The following is a 17303-nucleotide window of genomic DNA, read 5'->3' on the forward strand; positions in this document are numbered from 1 at the left end:
TCACGTCCGCAGCTGCGGAGGTCCCACCGCTGGCGTGGACCGGAACAGCGCGGGGCCGCAACGTTGCAGCGGGGTTGCAGCGGCGGTGGGCAGACCCCCGTGACCAGGCCGTGACCTCGGGGTAGTTAGGTGAGCCTCACCTGCTCTCGAAGGAGTGCCCATGATCGTCCGCACCGCCCTGCGCGGCACCGTCCTGCTGGCCGCCGCCGTCCTCGTCGCCGGGTGCACCTCCGGCTCGTCGGAGGAGGAGCCCGACTCGGGCGCCGCGACCGCGTCCGGCGCCCCCTCCGGCGAGGCGTCCGGGGCGTTCCCGGTGACCGTGGCCACCGCCTTCGGCGACGTCACCGTCGAGGAGGAGCCCACGCGCGTCGTCGCGCTCGGCTGGTCGGACGCCGAGACGGCGCTGGCGCTCGGCGTGCAGCCGGTCGGCGCCAGCGACTGGCTCGGCTTCGGCGGCGAGGGTGTGGGCCCGTGGGCGGAGGGCCGCTACGACGAGGCCCCGGAGATCATCGACACCCTCGAGCCCAGCCTGGAGGCGATCGCCGCGCTGGAGCCCGACCTCATCCTCGACACGCGATCGGACGGCACGCAGGAGCGCTACGACTCGCTCGACGCGATCGCGCCCACCATCGGCCAGCCCGACGGGGTGGGCCCCTACCAGACGACGTGGCAGCAGCAGCTGGAGCTGGTCGGCCAGGCCCTCGGCCGCAGCGAGGAGGCCGCCACGCTGGCCGACGACGTCGAGCAGCAGTTCGCCGACGCCCGGGAGGCCAACCCGGAGTTCCAGGGCACCGAGGTCGCGGTCGGCGCGTACACCTCGGAGGGCTTCGGGGCTTACGTCCGCGGCGACTCCCGCGTCGACTTCATGGAGGCCCTCGGCTTCACCAACAAGCCGGCGATCCAGGACCTGGCGGGCGAGAACTTCTTCGTCTCCGTCAGCGACGAGCAGCTCCAGGTGCTGGACGCCCCGCTGACCGTCGTCTTCCCGATCTTCGTCGACGCCGCGGAGATCACCGGCAACCCGGTGTGGCAGACCCTGCCGTCGGTGCAGCAGGGGCACGCCGTCGTCCTCGAGGACCAGACGCTGGTCAGCGCCTTCTCCAGTGGCTCGGCGCTGGGCACCGGCTACGCGCTGGACAACGCCGTCCCGCTGTTCGCGGACGCGCTCGGGCGCTGAGGCCCCTCCCGGCGATCATGGCGCCCGGGGAGCGACACGCCGACGCCGTGGGGCGTGTCGTCTCCCGAACCCCATGATCGTCGTCCTCAGTGGACGCGCAGCGGTCCCCGGGGCGCGCGGCGCAGCCGGTGCAGGTGGGCGGCGACCGCGGGCCGGCTCGGCGACCCCGGGGGCAGCCACTCCAGGCAGCTCTGCCAGACGGCGACGTCGTCGTGCGCCTCGGGCAGCCGGCTGTACCGCAGCACCAGCTCCGGGCGGCGGCTGACCAGCACCGCCTGGCGCAGGCGGGCGGTCAGCCGCTCCCGGGTGGCCACGACCCCGGGCGCCGTCGAGCGCGGCAGCACCGGACCGGCGTAGCGCTCCAGGGCGGCCCCGACCGCACCGCTGCCCAGCAGCCGGCGCACCTGGCCGGCGTCGGTCTCCAGCGGGGCCAGCAGCCGGTAGGGGCGGGAGCCGACGAGGTCGGTGCCGACCAGCCGGCGCAGCCGGGACAGCTCCGCGCGGACGGTCACCGCGGCGGCGTCCCCGGCGTGGCACTCGGCGGCCAGCTGCTCGGCGGTGCGGCCGCCCCCGGAGGCGCCGGCCTCGGCGAGGAGCAGCAGCAGCTCCGAGTGGCGCAGCGAGAGCTCGACGGGACCGCCGGGCAGCCGCAGCCGCGCCCGCTCCCGGCCCAGGACGTCCAGCCGCGGGGCCGGCGGCGCGGGCCGGCGGGGGACGTCGGCGTCGCGGTGCAGCCAGCGCAGCTCGGCCTCCACCGCGGCGACCGTCGCGCGGACCAGCGTGAGCACCTGGGGGCTGGCCACGTGGTCGCCGCCGGTCACGTCGATCGCGCCGAGCAGGACGCCGGTGACCGGGTGGTGCACCGGCGCGGCCGAGCAGCTCCAGTTCTGCACCGGCCGCCGGTAGTGCTCGCTGCCGTAGATCTGGACGGCGTGGTCGAGGGCCAGCGCGGTGCCCGGGGCGTTGGTGCCCGCCACCTCCTCCGACCAGCGGGCGCCCTCGACGAAGTTCATCCCCTCGGCGCGGGAGCGCAGCCTTCGGTCGCCCTCGACCCAGAGCATCCGCCCCGCGGCGTCGGTGACCGCGACGATCATCTGGTCGGCCTCGGCGTCCTCGACCAGCAGCCGGCGGATCACCGGGAGGACCGGGGCCAGGGGGTGCGCGGCGCGGTAGGCCACCAGGTCGTCGTCGAGCAGGTCGACGGGGGGCGCGCTGCCGTCCGGGTCGACGCCGCTGCCCAGGCAGCGCCGCCAGGAGTCCCAGACGACGCTCCGCACGGCGTCGCGCACCGGGGGGCCGCCGCGGGTGACCAGCGCCTCGTGGGCGGCGCGCAGCCGGCGGGCGAGCGCGGGGTCGGGCCGCCCCTCGGGCAGGGCGAGCCACGGGTTGACCGTGGTCACGACGTCGTCCGCGGGCTCGGGCTCATCTCGCGCCCATCGTGGCCCCTGACCCGCGTTTCCACCAGGGAACCCCGGGGCCGGCCGGCGTCGGGTGGAGCGGCCGGGAGCAGCGCCCGCGCGTCACGGGCCCGCAGCGCGCCCCACCACAGCCCGGTGCCGTAGGCGAGGTCCTCCAGCCGGCGGGCGGCGGCGAAGCGCAGCGGGCCGACCTGCCGGCGGTGCGGCCACCAGGCGAGGACGGCGTCGACGAGGGCGGCCCCGGCGATCCGGTGGCGGGCCCGCCGGGACGCGGACGCGGCGAGCAGCGCCAGCGGCCAGTGGTGCCGGGTGGCGCTGCGGGAGAGGGTGCGGCCGCCCGCGGCGCTGCCGCGGAGCACGAGGACCGCGGCGAGCCCGATCGGCGGGCGCTCCCCGGGACGGGCCAGCCGCCGCGCCAGCCGCCCGGTCGCGGCGGCCAGCACACCGGCGGCGGCGACCGCGGCGCCGCGGCGTCCGGTCAGCACCAGCCCCCAGGCCAGCGCCGACCACGGCGAGACCACCACGGGCGCGACCGCGGCGCCGTGCCGGGTGGCCAGCAGCGCGGCGCCGGTGCCGTAGAAGGCGCGCCGGCGCAGCCACTCGGCGGTCCGCGCCGGGTGCTCGTGAGCGACCGTGGCCGCCGGCTCGTACCGCACCCGCCAGCCGGCCGCGGTCAGCCGCCAGACCAGGTCGACGTCCTCGGCCACCCGCATCGACTCGTCGAAACCGTCGCCCAGCGCGCAGCGGCGGGCCAGGAGCGCGGCGCTGGGCACGTACGACACCGCCGTCCCGGCCGCGACCGGCGCGGGGTGCGACCCCATGTCGAGCGCGCTGACCGCCGCCTCGTACGGGGCCACCCAGCCGGCGGCCGGGGAGGGCAGAGCGGTGATCCGGGGGGCGACGAGGGCCAGCCGCGGGTCGGCCGCGTGGCCGACCAGTCCCGCCGCCCAGCCCGGCAGCGGCACGCAGTCGGAGTCGAGGAAGGCGACCAGGTCGGTGGCCGCCGCCCGCAGCCCGGCGTTGCGCGCGGCGGCCGGCCCGCGCGGGGTGGGGTGCCGGAGCACCGTGGCGCCGCGCCGGGCGGCGGTGGCCGTCACCGCGGCGGGGTCGGCCGAGCCGTCGTCCACGACGAGCACCGGGACCGCGGCGGTGTCGGGGTCGGCGCGCAGCGCGGCCAGCAGCCGGTCCAGCTCCACCGGGCGGTCCTTGACCGGGACGACGACGGTGAGGTCGACCGGCACCGGCCCGGCGAGGTCCGGGTGGGCCAGGTCCGGGTGGGCCAGGTCCGGGTGGGCGAGGCCCGCGTCGAGCAGGCGCGCGGCCAGCGCTGCGGTGGCGGCGTCCCGGACGACGAGCCGGTCGCCGTCCAGCAGGTCACGGGCCCGCGGCCGCAGCCGGAGCAGCCGCAGCGGGGAGCCGCCGAGCAGCGCCGTCCCGCCGTCCCGGCGCCGGGTGCGCGGGTCCAGCCGGACGGCGAACCCGTCGGGCAGCCGCTCCGCCGGAGCCGGCGGGACCAGCGCTTCCGCACCCACCCGGGTGGTCATCCCGCGCCCAGCACCTCGGCGGTCGTCGTCACCTCCACCAGCGGGGCGTAGCAGCCGAGGATCTCGAGAGTGTCCTCGTGCGCCTGGTCGCTGGCGCCGGCGCAGGCGTCGGCGACCACCCGCACCCGCACGCCGGCGTCGGCCGCGGGCAGCACGGTGGACAGGACGCAGCAGTCGGTGGCCACGCCGGCGACGGTCAGCGGCCCGTCCCCGACGAGGTCGGCGAGCTCGGGGACCCACTTGCCGAACGTCGGTGCCTCGATGACCCGGCGCTCGCCCGGGTCCTCGGACAGCTGGAGCAGCGGGATCGCGTGCTCCGCGCGGAAGTAGTCGTACTTCGCGTAGTAGTCGGCCCACGCCCCGGCCGGCTCCTCGGGCACGACGAAGCGGGTGAAGACCGCCCGGTCGCCGAAGGCCTCGGCCAGCGACCGGATGCGCGGGCGGATCTCGTCGAAGCGGGGCGTCGTCCACGGCGACGTGGGGTCGCGGAAGACCTCCTGGTAGTCGACGACGACGAGCCAGCCGGACGGGGACCCCATGCTCCGGACCATAACCCGGCCCCCGGACCCCGGCCGGGGGCTACCCGAGCAGCCGGCCGGTGGCGTCGACGTCCCACGTCCGGACGGCGTCGGCCAGCCGGGCCGCCATCGCCGCCAGGAGCTGCGCGCCCTCCTCCGCGGAGGCACCGGCCGGGTCGCCGAGCACGCCGGTGGGACTGACCGCCCGCACGCCCTCGGCCCGCAGCCGGGGCAGCAGCTGCGCGATCGGCGTCGTCTCCCCCGCCACCGCGCGGTCGTCGCGCACCCGCGCTGGTTCCACGTGCAACACCAGGGAGGTCTCGGTGCGGCCGGCGTGCGCGTCGGCGCCGGGGACGCCGCACGGGAACCAGGCGACGTCCCGCCCCTCCGACCGCAGTCGCGGGACCGCCGTCCGCAGGGCGTCGAGGTTGCCGCCGTGGCCGTTGACGACGACCAGCCGCCCCACCCACCGGCCGGCCGAGCGGCCGTACTCGACGAGCAGCCCGGTCAGCGCCTCGGTGCCGATGGAGATGGTGCCCGGGAAGTCCTCGTGCTCGCCGCTGGCGCCGTAGGCCAGCGCCGGGGCCAGCAGCACGCCGTCCAGGCCGTCGACCGCGGACTCGGCGACCGCGCAGGCCACGGTGGTGTCGGTGGCCACCGGCAGGTGGTGGCCGTGCTGCTCGACCGCGCCGAGGGGGACGAGGAGGAGCGGGCGTTCCGGCAGGTCGGGCCAGGCTGCCCCGGCGAGGGACGTCACCGGGGCAGCCTAGAAGGACCCCCTGCCCAGCGGCCCCGTCGCAGGGTCCCGTCGCGAGCGTGCGAGCGGTCAGGCGGCCCCGTCGCAGGGTCCCGCCGCGAGCCTGCGAGTGGTGGGGGAGACGAGGTCCTCCTGGGGGTCCTCCTACTCAGTGGTCTTGAAGACCCGCGCGGCCACGGTGACCAGGCCCAGGGTGATCACCGCGACGGTGATCAGCTGCACCGCCACCGGCACGTGCCAGCCGAACCAGGTCAGCACCGGCACCAGCCGTGCCTGCTCGGCCTCCGACAGCGACAGGTGCTCGAGCACGAAGTACCGCATCGGCTGCACCACGTAGGTCAGCGGGTTGAGCCGGGTGAGCACCGCCAGCCAGTCGGGCAGGCCCGAGATCGGGAACAGCGCCCCCGACAGGAACATCATCGGCATGATCAGCAGCTGGCTGACCGGCATCGCGGTCTGGATGGTCTTGATCCGGGTGGAGAGCAGCACGCCCAGCGCGGTCAGCAGCAGCGAGCCGAGGAACAGGCAGGCGATCAGCTCGAGGATCAGCGACGGCGCGTAGGGGATGCCGACGGTGCCCATCAACGCCAGCAGGACCAGGCTCTGCACGGTGGCGACGACGGCGCCGCCGAGGCACTTGCCCCAGATGATCGAGCCGCGGGAGATCGGCGCGACCATCATCTCGCGCAGGAAGCCGAACTCCCGGTCCCACACCAGGCTGATCCCGGCGAACGCCGCGGTGAACAGCACCGACGTCGCCAGGACGCCGGGGAAGAGGAAGGTGCGGAAGTCCGTGCTGCCGCCGGTGTCGACGATGCTGGCCAGCCCGGTGCCCATCACGAAGATGAACAGCAGCGGCTGCAGCAGCATGGTGAGGATGCGGGCCTTGTCCTGCTTGAGCCGCAGCAGCTCGCGGCGCATGACCACCCAGGTGGCGCGCAGCTCGTGCGCGGCGTCGCTGCGGACCTCGGTCAGGGGCGCGGGGGACAGGTCGGGGGCGGTCTCGCGGGTGGTCATGCTCATCGCCTCCCGGCGAACGGGAACGCCGGGTGCCCGGGCCCCTCGGAGTCACGGATGGTGCGGCCGGTGTAGGTCAGGAAGACGTCGTCGAGGCTGGGCCGGGTGACGGTGACCGAGCGGATGCCGACGCCGAGCTCGGTGAACAGACGCGGGACCACCTGCGCCCCCTCGGCCACGGCCAGGGTCACCTGCCCCTCGTGGACGCCGGCCTCGATGCCCAGCCGCTCCCGGACGCGGGCGATCGCCAGCTCGTCGTCGTCGGTGCGCAGGGCGATCCGGTCGGTGCCGACGCTGGACTTCAGCGCTTCGGGGGTGTCCTCCACGACGATCTCGCCGTGGTCCATGATCGCGATCCGGTCGCAGTGCTCGGCCTCGTCCATGTAGTGCGTGGTGACGAAGACGGTGATGTCGCTGTTCTCGCGCAGCCACCGCAGGTGGTCCCAGATCGCGGCGCGGGTCTGCGGGTCCAGCCCGATCGTCGGCTCGTCGAGGAAGAGCACCTGCGGGGCGTGCACCAGGCCGCGGGCGATCTCCAGCCGGCGCTTCATGCCGCCGGAGAAGCGCGCGACGGTGTCCGAGCGGCGGTCGGCCAGCGCCACCATCTCCAGCACCTCGGCGATCCGGCGGTCGGCCTCGGGGCGGGACAGCCCGTACAGCTCGGCGTGGAAGCGCAGGTTCTGCTCGGCGGTGAGCTGCAGGTCCAGGGTCTGCTGCTGGAAGACCAGCCCGATCCGGCGGCGCACCTGGTCGCGCTCGCGCACGACGTCGAACCCGGCCACCCGCGCGTAGCCGTACGTCGGGTTGCGGATGGTGCAGAGCATCTCGATGGTCGTCGACTTCCCCGCCCCGTTGGGCCCCAGGAAGCCGTAGGTCTGCCCGGCCTCGACCCGCAGGTCGATGCCCTTGACCGCCTCGACCACCGTGTCGCCGGCCTTGTAGGTCTTCGTCAACCCGGCCACTTCGATGGCCGGCACTCTAACGGCGTTAGACACGGCGGACACCGTCCTCTAACACCGTTAGGCTGTCAAGCGTGAATCCTGACGCGGTGACCGAGCGGGCCGCCGGGAGTGCCGAGGCGGGGACCGAGCGGGCGCCGGTGACCCGCGAGGCGGTGGTCGACGCGGCGCTGGCCCTGCTGGCCGAGGGCGGGCTGGAGGCGGTCTCCTTCCGGCGGATCGCCGCCCGGCTGGGGGTGTCCGGCCCGACGCTGTACTGGCACGTCGACAACAAGCGCCAGCTCATGGACCTCATGGCCGAGGAGCTGGTCCGGCGCAGCGGCCGGGCCTACGCGGGGCCGGCGGAGGGCCAGCCGTGGTGGGAGTGGCTGCGCGAGGACGCCCGCCGCGTGTTCGCGGCGCTCACCTCGACCCGGGACGCGCCCCGGGTGCTGGCCGGCAACCGGCCCAGCCCGGACAGCCTCCCCGGGATCGAGCGGGTGCTCGGCGCGCTGGTGGACGCCGGGATGACGCCCGGCCAGGCCCAGCAGACGCTGTTCGCCATCGGCGCGTACGTGATCGGCAGCGCCATCGAGTGGCAGGCCGAGGCCGAGCGCGAGCGCAGCCAGCCGCTGCCGGACGCGGACGACGAGGACCTCGACGCGCTGCGGGCGGACCTGCTGAGCGACCAGCCCCTCCTGCTCGCCGCCATCTCCGAGCTGCTCGACCGCCCGCACTCGGCCGCGTTCGAGTTCGGTCTGGACCTGATCCTCGACGGGCTGCGGGCCCGCTACGCGCCCTGAGCGGAGTACGCCGGCGCTGTTCCCGCGCCCCTGCGACTCCGCTCAGATCGACGCGCCGACCCGGTCGCCGTCCAGGGTCGCCGCCGACGCCCGCCGCGGGGCCAGGCAGTCGCCGGCCCGGTGCACCTCCAGGCCGCTGCCGCGCAGCGCCCGCCACAGCTCGTCGTCGGCCCGGGCGTGCGTCGCGACCACCACCCAGTCGACCGCGCGCTCCTGCACCGCGCCGGTCGGGTGGTGCAGCGCCCGCACGGCCCGCCCCTCGACGGCCTGCACCAGCAGGTCGGTGCTCTGCCGGATGCCCAGCTCCGCGGCCCGCCGCTGCCACCGCGGCCGGTCGAGGGTGAGCCCGAGGTCCTGCCCGACCACCATCGCCGCGGTCACGACCTCGACCGCGCAGCCCCGGCCGGCGAGCAGTTCGGCGACCGACGGCCCCGCGGCGGCGCCCAGGTCGTCGACGACCAGGACGTGGCCGGTCGGCGACGCCGCGCCGGTCAGCACGTCGCGGACGTCGACCACCCGCGCGCTGTCGCCCGCCCACGCGGGCCGGGCCGGCCGCGCCCCGGTGGCGAGGACGACGACGTCGGGAGCGTGCGCGCGGACGTCGTCGGGGGTGGCCCGCGACCCGGTCCGGACGTCGACCCCGGCCCGGGCGCACTCGGCGGCCAGGTCGTCGACGAGCGGTCGCAGCCCGTCGCGGCCGGGGGCGGACGCCGCGACGAGGACCGCTCCGCCGGTCGCCGGCGCCTGCTCCAGCAGGGTGACCGCGTGCCCGCGCTGCGCGGCGGTGGCGGCCGCCCGCAGCCCGGCCGGACCGCCGCCGACGACGAGCACCCGACGCCGGCGGACCGGGGCCGGCAGCGGTGCCTCTCGGCCGGCCCGGGGGTTGGTGACGCAGCCCAGGGGCCGGTTGGTGCCGACCCGCCCGATGCACTCCTGGTTGCAGCCCAGGCACCGGCGGATCTCCGCCGCCCGCCCGGTGCACGCCTTGCCGGCCCACCCGGGGTCGGCGATCTGCCCGCGGGCGACCCCGACCAGGTCGCAGTCGCCGTCGGCGAGGGCCTGCTCGGCCTGCGCGGGGGTGAGGAACCGGCCGACACCGATGACCGGGACGTCGGACACCGCCCGGACGGCCGCCCGGATCGCCGCGGAGACGGACCGCGCGTAGCCCGGCTCGGTGGTCATCGGCGGGACGACCTGCTCGAGGGTCGCCGTCGCGACGCCCACGGTGGTGCTCACGGAGTCGACCAGCCCCGCGGCGGCGAGCAGGCGCGCGGTGGCCGCGGCGTCGGCGAGCGTCGTCCCGCCGTCCACGCCCTCCCCGCCGGCCAGCCGGACGCCCACGGCCCGGCCCGGCCCGACCGCCTCCCGCACGGCGGTCAGCACCTCGACGAGGAAGCGGACGCGGTTCTCCAGGGGGCCGCCGTAGCCGTCGGTACGCCGGTTGGTCGCCGGGGACAGGAACTGGCGGACCAGCGAGGACTGCGACGCCTGCACCTCCACGCCGTCGAAGCCGGCGGCGGCGCAGCGGGCCGCGACGTCGGCGTAGCCGCCGACCAGCCGGGCGAGGTCGGCGGCCGACGCCTCCCGCGGCACCTCCCGGAACAGCGGGTCGGGCACCGGCGAGGGCGCGAGGACCGGCGCCCGGGTGTGCGTGGCGTCCGACTGGCCGCCGTTGTGGTTGAGCTGGGCGAACACCGGGACGCCGTGCGCGTGGACGGCGTCGGTGACCAGCCGCCAGCCGGGCGCGACCGCGTCGTCGTGCCCCCGGACCAGCTTCTCGTAGGGCCGGTCGGCCGGGTCGACCGTGGACTCCTCGGTGACGACCAGCCCGGCACCGCCGGCGGCGCGGGCCGCGTAGTAGGCCGCGTGCCGGGCGGTCGGCAGCCCGTCGACGGCGAAGTTCGTCAGGTGGGCCGGGAAGACGACCCGGTTGGGCAGGGTGACCGGGCCGACGCGCAAGGGCGAGGCCAGCCGCTCGTACCGCACTGCCCACCTCCTCCGCCGGGGCGACCCTAGAGACTGCGCCCATGGCACCCCGACGCTGCCCCTGCGGAACGGGGCTCCCCTACGACGAGTGCTGCGGGCGGCTGCACGCCGGCACCGCGACGGCGGCCACCGCCGAGCAGCTCATGCGCTCGCGGTACAGCGCCTTCGCCGTCGGCGACCCCGCCTACCTGCTCGCGACCTGGCACCCGACGACCCGGCCGCGGTCGCTGGAGCTCGACCCGGCGGTCCGCTGGACCGGGCTCGACGTGCTCGCCACCACCGGCGGCGGGATGTTGGCCGACGAGGGCACCGTGGAGTTCCGGGCCTGGTACCGGCACGCCGGCGAGACCGGCAGCCAGCACGAGGTCAGCCGGTTCGTCCGGGACGGCGGCGCCTGGCGCTACCTGGACGCCGTCTGACTCATCGGACGGTGAAGCCGGCGTCGACCGGCAGCGTCACGCCGGTGACGTACCGGGCGTCGTCACTGACCAGCCAGACGATCGCGTTGCTGACGTCGACCGGCTCGATGGCGTCGACCGGGAGCAGGTTGCTCAGCCCCGCGGCCTGCGCCGGCGTCGGCCGCTCCGAGAGCCACCGCTGCATGAAGTCGTTGATGATCATGGGGGTCTTCACGCCGGTCGGGTGCACCGAGTTCACCCGGATCCCGTGCGGGCCGAGCGTGTTCGCGAAGACGCGCATCAGGCCGACGACGCCGTGCTTGGCGGCGGCGTAGCCCTGCGCGCCGCCGGCGTCGCCGCCGATCCCCTTGAGGCCGGCCGTGGAGCTGGTCAGCACGATGGCGCCGCCCTGCCCCTGCTCCACGAGGACCGGGGCGGTGGCCCGGAGGGTGTTCCAGACCCCGGTGAGGTTCACGTCGATCACGTCCTGCCAGGCGCGGGCGGCCTCGTCCTCGTCGCCCATGGGCGCGATCCCGGCGTTGGCCAGCACGATGTCCAGCCGGCCGAGCTCGGCGACCCCGGCGCGGACGGCGTCCTCCATGGCCGCGAGGCTGCGGACGTCGGCCTGACGGGCCACGATGCGGCGGTCGAGGGCCTCCACCTCGGCGACCGTCCGGTCGAGGTCCTCCGGCGTGGCCATGGGGTAGGGCACGGTGTCGATCTGCCGGCACAGGTCGACGGCGATGACGTCGGCGCCCTCCTGGGCCAGCCGGACGGCGTGCGAGCGACCCTGCCCGCGCGCCGCTCCTGTGATGAACGCGACCTTGCCGTCGAGCTTGCCCATGCCCGCCCCCTCCGGCTCGGGATGGGGCCACAACCTAGGGGCGCCCGGTGCCCGGGACAACGGCGGCGATGCTTTGCGGGCGATCGAGTTGGGCACTGCCCGGTCATGACCACCGACGACACCCGCAAGGTCGCGGGCCTGCTCAAGGGGGAGCGCTTCGGCTTCCTCACCACCACCGAGCCCGGCGGCAAGCTCACCAGCCGCCCGATGACCCTGCAGGAGGTGGAGTTCGACGGCGACCTGTGGTTCTTCGCCGAGCGGGGCACCGACTGGCTCGCCCACATCGCCGCCTCGCCGCAGGTGAACGTCGGCGTCGGCTCCGGCGGCACGTGGGTGTCGCTGACCGGGCACGCGTCGGTCGTCGACGACGTCGCCACGAAGAAGGAGCTGTGGAACAGCGGGGTCGAGGCGTGGCTGCCGCAGGGCCCCGAGGACCCCTCGACCGTGCTGGTGCGGGTCGACGCCGACTCGGCCGAGTACTGGGACACCCCGGGCGGCCGGCTCGCCACCGCGTTCAGCTTCGTCAAGGCCAAGGCGACCGGGCAGCGCATCGACGCCGGCGAGAGCGAGAAGGTCGACCTGCAGTAGCCCGTCGGCCTCCCGCCCACAGGCGACTCCCAGGCGGCGCCGGGCCGGTCCCCAGAGCGCGGCGGGACGGTGGAGCACCGTCCCCGCTGGAGGTCCCCGTGTTCGCCGTCGCCGTCCTGGTCGTGTTCCTCGCCGCGCTCACGCTGGCCGACCTGCTGCCCGACCTCCTGCCGGAGGAGGGCCTCAGGCCGGCCGGCTGAGCGCCGGCCGGCCGGGCGCGGCCGCTACCGGACGGTGAAGCCCGCGTCGACGGGCAGCGTCACGCCGGTCACGTAGCGGCCCTCGTCGCTGACCAGCCAGGCGATCGCGTTGCTGACGTCGACGGCCTCGATGAGCTCGACGGGCATGAGGTCGGCCAGCGATCATCCGGGGCGCGGCCACGTGCACGGTGTTCCAGACGCCGGTCAGGTTGACCCCGATGACGTCGTCCCACGTGCGGGAGGGGTCGCTCTGGGGACTGCCCGCGGCGGAGATGCCGGCGTTGGCCAGCACGATGTCGACCCGGCCGAGCTCGGCGACGCCGTCCTCGACCGCCGACCGGAGCGCCGCCACGTCCCGGACGTCGGCCTCGCGGGCGACGATGCGCCGGTCCAGGGCCTCCACCGCCCGCACCGTCTCGGCCAGGTCCTCGGGGGTGGCCATGGGGTAGCGATCGTGTCCAGCTGCGCACACAGGTCGACGGCGATGACGTCGGCGCCCTCCTGGGCCAGCCGGACGGCGTGCGAGCGGCCCTGCCCGCGCGCCGCTCCGGTGATGAAGGCGACCTTCCCGTCGAGCATGCCCATGTGCGCTCCCTCGTGGTCCGCAGCGTGGCGACGTGCGCCACGACCTGGGCAGAGCTCAGGGCCCGGGACACCGGCCCAACCACGCCAGCGCCGCGCGCCGGCCCTCGAGGACGGCCTCGAGCACGGTGCGCGGCGCGACGGCGTCTCCGGCGACGATGCCCTCGCCTCCGGCGTGCTGGGCGGGAGCGTCGCCCGGGCCGGCCTCGACGAGGACCGCGCACGGGATGCGGCTCTCCGCGCCGGTCCAGCGGTCGGCGAGCACCGCCTCCCCCTCGTGCACGCCGCGGAGCACCACCCCGGTGCGCCGGTGGACGCCGGCCCGCAGCAGCCGGGTGTTGGCCGGGGCGAGGTCCTCGGCCAGCCGCACGCCGACCACCTCGTCGGGCGTCACCACGGTGACCTCCCGCCCGGCGCCGGCGAGCAGCTCGGCCACGCCCGCGCCCACCGGGCCGCCGGCGGGGTCGTGCACCACGACCGGGCCGGGGGGCAGGCCGGCGCCGGCGAGGACGTCCGCGGCGGTCACCGCGCCGGGGGCCGTGACCAGGGCCCGGGCGCCCGTGGCGACGACGTCGGCCGCCGCCGCCTCCACGCCCAGCTCCACGCGCACGCCCAGCCGCTCGACCTCGCCGGCGAGCCAGGCGGCGAGGTCGGCGAAGCGCTGCCGGCCGGGCAGTGCCGCCACCAGCGGCAACGCGCCGCCGAGCCGGTCGCCGCGCTCGACCAGCCGCACCGCGGCCCCTGCCGCGGCCAGCACCCGCGCCGCCTCCAGGCCCGCCGGCCCCCCGCCGGCGACCACGACCTCCCGCCCCGGAGGGCAGAAATGGCCATTTCTGCCCTCGGGGTCGAGGTCCTCCGTCTCGTGCCCGCTGCGGGGGTCGGCCACGCAGCTGACCAGCGGGTTGCGGACGTTGCGCACCCGGCAGGCCTGGTTGCACAGGGTGCAGGGGCGCACCGGGGTGCCCGCGCGGGCCTTGGCGACCAGGGCGGCGTCGGCGATCTGCGCGCGGGTCATCTCGACGGCGTCGGCGGTGCCGTCGGCGAGCGCGGCCTCGGCGTCCTCGACGTCGACGACCGAGCCCTGCAGCACGACCGGCGTCCCGCCGGCGGCCGCCCGCAGCCCGCGGGTGAGCCCGGCGTTGAACCCGGGCCGCACGTGCCCGTCGGGGCGGTAGGCCGACAGCGCCAGCCCGCTGCCCCGGACGACGACGAGCAGGTCGACCAGCGGCGCGAGGTCGGCGACGTGCCCGGCGGCGGTCTCCGGCGTGATACCCGCCCACGGGGCCTCCTCGTCGCAGGACAGCCGCAGCGCGAGCACCCGGCCGGTCCCCAGCTCGCCGCGGACGGCGGCCAGCACCTCGCGCAGCAGCCGCAGCCGGTCGGTGCCGTGGGCGTCGGCGCGGGTGTTGGTCAGCCCCGAGGCGAACTGGCGCAGCAGCGACCGCGGCCCGGCGTCGACCTCCACGCCGTCGACGTCGGCCGCGACGGCGGTGCGGGCCGCCGCGGCGAAGCCGGAGACGAGGGCGGCGATCTCGTCGGGCTGCATCTCCGCCGGGACCTCGCGGCCGACGACGTCGGGCACCGGCGACGGCGCCCACAGCGCCGTCCCCGAGTACGCGGAGGTGCCCTGACCGCCGGTGTGCCCGAGCCCGGCCAGCACGAGCGCGCCCGACGGCCGGCAGGCGGCGGCGACGGCGGCCCACCCCGCACCGCACTTGGCGGCCAGCGGCGCGCGCTCGTAGGGCCAGTCGCTGTCGTGCACCGACGCGGTCTCGGTGACGACGATCCCGCAGCCGCCCTCGGCGCGGCGCGCGTAGTAGGCGACGTGCCGCTCCGACAGCGCCCGCCCGCGACCGAGGTTGGTCACGTGCGGGCCGAACAGCACCCGCGAGGGCGCCGTCCGGCCCGCCAGGACCAGCGGCTCGAGGAGCCTCAGCGCAGGTCGAGCCCGGCCAGCGGCGACTCGTCGCAGATCTTCGCGGGGATCGACGGGATGCCCAGCAGCGTGGGCTGCCCGCGCACCGGGCCGGTGTGCGAGTGGTCGATGTGCGACTTCGGCATGACCGTGCCCGCGTCGCGGGACGCCAGCGCGCTCTCGCCGTAGCCCTGCACGCACTCGGGGTCGGGGCCGTCCAGCGGCAGGCCGGTGAAGAACTTGGCCGCCATGCAGCCGCCCCGGCAGGCGTCGAAGTGGGCGCACTTGGTGCACGCGCCGCCGGTCTGCGGGCTGCGCAGCTCGGCGAACAGGTCGCTCTGCTGCCACACGCGCTGGAAGCCGCCCTCGTCGCGGACGTTGCCGGCGAGGAAGTTCTCGTGGATGGCGAACGGGCAGGCGTAGACGTCGCCCACCGGGTCGATCAGGCAGACCACCCGGCCGGCGCCGCACAGGTTCAGCCCGGGCAGGGCCTGGCCGTAGGCGCTCAGGTGGAAGAACGAGTCACCGGTCAGCACGTTGTCGCCGTTGGCCAGCAGCCACGAGTACAGCTCGCGCTGCTGCTCCTGGGTGGGGTGCAGCTGGTCCCAGACGTCGGCGCCGCGGCCCGACGGGCGCAGCCGGGTGATCCGCAGCTGGGCGCCGTAGCGGTCGGTGAGCGCCTTGAACTCGTCGAGCTGGGAGACGTTCTCCCGGGTGACGACGACGGAGACCTTGAAGTCCTTCATCCCGGCCTCGGCCAGGTTCTCCAGCGCCCGGACGGCGGTGGCGTACGAGCCGGTGCCGCGGACGCGGTCGTTGACCTCGGCGGTCGCACCGTCGAGGGAGATCTGGACGTCGACGTAGTCGGTGCGGGCCAGTTGCGCGGCCCGCGTCTTGTCCAGCTTGACGCCGTTGGTGGAGAACTTGACGCCGACGTCGTGGCCGATGGCGTAGTCGAGCAGGTGCCAGAAGTCCGGCCGCACGGTGGGCTCGCCGCCGCCGACGTTGACGTAGAACACCTGCATCCGCTGCAGCTCGTCGATGACCGCCTCGGCCTCGGCGGTGGTCAGCTCCCGCGGGTCCCGCCGTCCCGACGAGGACAGGCAGTGCGCGCACGCCAGGTTGCAGGCGTAGGTGAGCTCCCAGGTCAGGCAGATCGGCGCGTCCAGCCCGTACTCGAACTGGTCGATCAGGCGGCCGCCGGTCGGGCGTTCCGGGGCGGGCGTGCGGGGCGGCAGGACGGCGGTCATTCGGCGCTCTCCCGTACTTCGATCATCTGCGAACGTGCCAGGTCGGCCAGCGCCTTCACATAGGCGGCGCGCTGGGCCTCGGGGACCCCGCACGCGACGAGCGTGGCCTCGGCGGTGGGGTGGTCGGCGAGCGTCTCCACGACGGTGACCAGCGTCTTCGACTTGAGGAAGGACAGCTTCCGGTTGCCGAAGTGGTAGACCAGCGCGCCGAACGGCTCGGGGCGCAGCGCCACCGAGCGGGCCCGCCGCCAGGGCAGCGACGGGTCGAAGTCAGGGGTGGACACGGGGAGTCCGGGACCCGGCAGGAGTGCGGCGCCGGCGTCACCAGAGCGTGGCACCGGCGCCGCGACGGGGGCGTCGATCAGTACACCCCGCACATGCCGTCGATGGAGACCTCCTCGACGAGCGACTCCTCGACCAGCGTCTCCTCGGCGGCGGGCGCCTCGGCGACCTGGGTGTCGGTGGTCTCGGGCATGGGGCCTCCCTGTGATCCGGGTTACGAAGTGGGGAGGACGTTAGTGACACCCAGTGCCACGGGCAACACCGGGGGTCGGGTGCTGCCCGCCCGACCCGGACGGGGCACCACCTGCCCCCTGTGCAGCGCCGACGGGGCCGGACGGCGGGTCGCGTGCCGCAAGATGTACCCGTGACCGCGGTGGTGGGGGACGTCCGGGCGGAGACCCGTGCCCGCATCGAGCAGGCCGCCCTCGACCTGTTCAGCCGGAAGGGCTTCGAGCAGGTCACCGCCGACGAGATCGCCGACGCGGCCGGGACCAGCCGGCGCACCTTCTTCCGCTGCTTCGCGACCAAGGCCGACGCCGTCTGGGGCGACTTCACCTCGCACGTCGAGCGGCTGGACGCGCTGCTCGCCGCCGCGGACCCGGGCCTGCCGGTGCTGTCCTCGATCTGCGCCGCCTACGTCGAGGTCAACGACTACTCCACGGCCGACCTGCCGATGCTGCGCCAGCGGATGGCGCTGATCCTGCGCGAGCCGGCCCTGCAGGCGCACTCCCAGGTCCGCTACGCCGACGTGGACCGGGTGGTGGCCCAGCACGTGGCGCGGCGCACCGGGGACGGTCCGGACGCACTCCTCCCGCGGCTGGTCGCGACCACCACCCGGGCAGCTGCGACGACGGCGTTCGAGGTGTGGCTCGCCGACGGCACGACCACGCTCGCCGACGACCTGCACGCCGCGTTCCACCAGCTCGCCGCCGGCTTCCCCACCCTGCGCACCACCTGAGGCAGACCCCGTCCCGGGCGGGGGGGGGGGGGGGGGGGGGGGGGGGGGGGGGGGGGGGGGGGGGGGGGGGGGGGGGGGGGGGGGGGCGGGGGGGGGCGGGGGGGGGGGGGGGGGGGGGGGGGGGGGGG

General features: G+C 76.1%; 18 protein-coding genes and 1 pseudogene. 5 read left to right on the plus strand and 14 right to left on the minus strand.

Translation table 11 applies throughout. The features are described from left to right. Positions 1-160: 160 nt before the first annotated feature. Positions 161-1177, plus strand: a complete 1017-nt coding sequence (locus tag ACI79D_RS01820; protein WP_456916580.1) for an iron-siderophore ABC transporter substrate-binding protein — start codon at positions 161-163, stop codon at positions 1175-1177. A gap of 86 nt (positions 1178-1263) precedes the next feature. On the opposite strand, the gene ACI79D_RS01825 is transcribed toward ACI79D_RS01820, so the two are convergent. The 6 genes from ACI79D_RS01825 to ACI79D_RS01850 all read right to left on the minus strand — a co-directional run bounded on the left by ACI79D_RS01825 (position 1264) and on the right by ACI79D_RS01850 (position 7408). Further along, complete coding sequence (locus ACI79D_RS01825; protein WP_456916581.1) at positions 1264-2577, minus strand: GAF domain-containing protein; 1314 nt, start codon at positions 2575-2577, stop codon at positions 1264-1266. Then, a complete protein-coding gene (mftF, locus tag ACI79D_RS01830; protein ID WP_456916582.1) occupies positions 2574-4139 on the minus strand; it encodes a mycofactocin biosynthesis glycosyltransferase MftF in 1566 nt (521 codons plus the stop codon). Before mftF ends, ACI79D_RS01825 begins: the two co-directional genes overlap by 4 nt. After that, a complete protein-coding gene (locus ACI79D_RS01835; RefSeq protein ID WP_456916583.1) occupies positions 4136-4678 on the minus strand; it encodes a cysteine hydrolase family protein in 543 nt (180 codons plus the stop codon). Before ACI79D_RS01835 ends, mftF begins: the two co-directional genes overlap by 4 nt. 40 nt (positions 4679-4718) lie before the next feature. After that, entirely contained in the window at positions 4719-5414 is a 696-nt protein-coding gene (mftE, locus tag ACI79D_RS01840) for a mycofactocin biosynthesis peptidyl-dipeptidase MftE (protein ID WP_456916584.1), read from the minus strand. A 144-nt stretch (positions 5415-5558) separates the two neighbouring features. Beyond that, positions 5559-6431 (minus strand): ABC transporter permease, encoded by an 873-nt coding sequence (locus ACI79D_RS01845; RefSeq protein ID WP_456916585.1) that lies wholly within the window; start codon positions 6429-6431, stop codon positions 5559-5561. Between the two features lie 2 nt (positions 6432-6433). Next, on the minus strand, positions 6434-7408 hold the full coding sequence (locus tag ACI79D_RS01850; protein ID WP_456916586.1) for an ATP-binding cassette domain-containing protein: 975 nt from the start codon (positions 7406-7408) through the stop codon (positions 6434-6436). A 56-nt stretch (positions 7409-7464) separates the two neighbouring features. Here ACI79D_RS01850 and ACI79D_RS01855 point away from each other — a divergent pair, with 56 nt between their 5' ends. Next, complete coding sequence (locus ACI79D_RS01855) at positions 7465-8172, plus strand: TetR/AcrR family transcriptional regulator C-terminal domain-containing protein (protein WP_456916587.1); 708 nt, start codon at positions 7465-7467, stop codon at positions 8170-8172. Between the two features lie 42 nt (positions 8173-8214). Here ACI79D_RS01855 and ACI79D_RS01860 read toward each other — a convergent pair whose 3' ends face one another. Further along, positions 8215-10158, minus strand: a complete 1944-nt coding sequence (locus tag ACI79D_RS01860) for a mycofactocin system FadH/OYE family oxidoreductase 2 (protein WP_456916588.1) — start codon at positions 10156-10158, stop codon at positions 8215-8217. 41 nt (positions 10159-10199) lie between these two features. On the opposite strand from ACI79D_RS01860, the gene ACI79D_RS01865 reads away from it, so the two are divergent. Then, positions 10200-10577 (plus strand): YchJ family protein, encoded by a 378-nt coding sequence (locus ACI79D_RS01865; RefSeq protein ID WP_456916589.1) that lies wholly within the window; start codon positions 10200-10202, stop codon positions 10575-10577. A 1-nt stretch (position 10578) separates the two neighbouring features. Here ACI79D_RS01865 and ACI79D_RS01870 read toward each other — a convergent pair whose 3' ends face one another. Further along, positions 10579-11400 carry a mycofactocin-coupled SDR family oxidoreductase gene (locus ACI79D_RS01870; protein ID WP_456916590.1) on the minus strand — a complete coding sequence of 274 codons (822 nt, stop codon included), beginning with the start codon at positions 11398-11400 and terminating at the stop codon, positions 10579-10581. 105 nt (positions 11401-11505) lie between these two features. On the opposite strand from ACI79D_RS01870, the gene ACI79D_RS01875 reads away from it, so the two are divergent. Next, positions 11506-11988, plus strand: a complete 483-nt coding sequence (locus ACI79D_RS01875) for a pyridoxamine 5'-phosphate oxidase family protein (protein WP_456916591.1) — start codon at positions 11506-11508, stop codon at positions 11986-11988. A gap of 224 nt (positions 11989-12212) precedes the next feature. Here the strand turns inward: ACI79D_RS01875 and ACI79D_RS01880 are convergent, their stop codons facing one another. The 6 genes and pseudogenes from ACI79D_RS01880 to mftA form a co-directional block, all read right to left on the minus strand. Then, entirely contained in the window at positions 12213-12335 is a 123-nt protein-coding gene (locus tag ACI79D_RS01880) for an SDR family oxidoreductase (RefSeq protein ID WP_456916592.1), read from the minus strand. Between the two features lie 67 nt (positions 12336-12402). Next, positions 12403-12630, minus strand: a pseudogene (locus ACI79D_RS01885) (SDR family NAD(P)-dependent oxidoreductase); the annotation flags it as partial. Between the two features lie 198 nt (positions 12631-12828). Further along, entirely contained in the window at positions 12829-14742 is a 1914-nt protein-coding gene (locus ACI79D_RS01890; protein ID WP_456916601.1) for a mycofactocin system FadH/OYE family oxidoreductase 1, read from the minus strand. Next, the gene (mftC, locus tag ACI79D_RS01895; RefSeq protein WP_456916593.1) at positions 14703-15935 is read right to left on the minus strand and encodes a mycofactocin radical SAM maturase; all 1233 of its coding nucleotides are present in this window, start codon (positions 15933-15935) and stop codon (positions 14703-14705) included. Before mftC ends, ACI79D_RS01890 begins: the two co-directional genes overlap by 40 nt. Beyond that, positions 15932-16219, minus strand: a complete 288-nt coding sequence (gene mftB, locus ACI79D_RS01900) for a mycofactocin biosynthesis chaperone MftB (protein ID WP_456916594.1) — start codon at positions 16217-16219, stop codon at positions 15932-15934. The genes mftC and mftB overlap by 4 nt, the downstream gene beginning before the upstream one ends. A 77-nt stretch (positions 16220-16296) precedes the next feature. Then, positions 16297-16410, minus strand: a complete 114-nt coding sequence (gene mftA / locus ACI79D_RS01905) for a mycofactocin precursor MftA (RefSeq protein ID WP_456916595.1) — start codon at positions 16408-16410, stop codon at positions 16297-16299. A 171-nt stretch (positions 16411-16581) separates the two neighbouring features. On the opposite strand from mftA, the gene mftR reads away from it, so the two are divergent. Next, positions 16582-17175 carry a mycofactocin system transcriptional regulator gene (mftR, locus tag ACI79D_RS01910; protein ID WP_456916596.1) on the plus strand — a complete coding sequence of 198 codons (594 nt, stop codon included), beginning with the start codon at positions 16582-16584 and terminating at the stop codon, positions 17173-17175. Positions 17176-17303 lie beyond the last annotated feature (128 nt).

Source organism: Geodermatophilus sp. SYSU D00708, assembly GCF_054050115.1.

Bases quoted from the DNA above. Each gene is read 5' to 3' on its own strand.
- ACI79D_RS01820 (WP_456916580.1), top strand. From the start codon at position 161: ATGATCGTCCGCACCGCCCTGCGCGGCACCGTCCTGCTGGCCGCCGCC.
- mftC (WP_456916593.1), bottom strand. From the start codon at position 15,935: ATGACCGCCGTCCTGCCGCCCCGCACGCCCGCCCCGGAACGCCCGACC.
- ACI79D_RS01870 (WP_456916590.1), bottom strand. From the start codon at position 11,400: ATGGGCAAGCTCGACGGCAAGGTCGCGTTCATCACAGGAGCGGCGCGC.
- ACI79D_RS01835 (WP_456916583.1), bottom strand. From the start codon at position 4,678: ATGGGGTCCCCGTCCGGCTGGCTCGTCGTCGTCGACTACCAGGAGGTC.
- ACI79D_RS01865 (WP_456916589.1), top strand. From the start codon at position 10,200: ATGGCACCCCGACGCTGCCCCTGCGGAACGGGGCTCCCCTACGACGAG.
- mftA (WP_456916595.1), bottom strand. From the start codon at position 16,410: ATGCCCGAGACCACCGACACCCAGGTCGCCGAGGCGCCCGCCGCCGAG.
- mftF (WP_456916582.1), bottom strand. From the start codon at position 4,139: ATGACCACCCGGGTGGGTGCGGAAGCGCTGGTCCCGCCGGCTCCGGCG.
- ACI79D_RS01875 (WP_456916591.1), top strand. From the start codon at position 11,506: ATGACCACCGACGACACCCGCAAGGTCGCGGGCCTGCTCAAGGGGGAG.
- ACI79D_RS01845 (WP_456916585.1), bottom strand. From the start codon at position 6,431: ATGACCACCCGCGAGACCGCCCCCGACCTGTCCCCCGCGCCCCTGACC.
- ACI79D_RS01880 (WP_456916592.1), bottom strand. From the start codon at position 12,335: ATGCCCGTCGAGCTCATCGAGGCCGTCGACGTCAGCAACGCGATCGCC.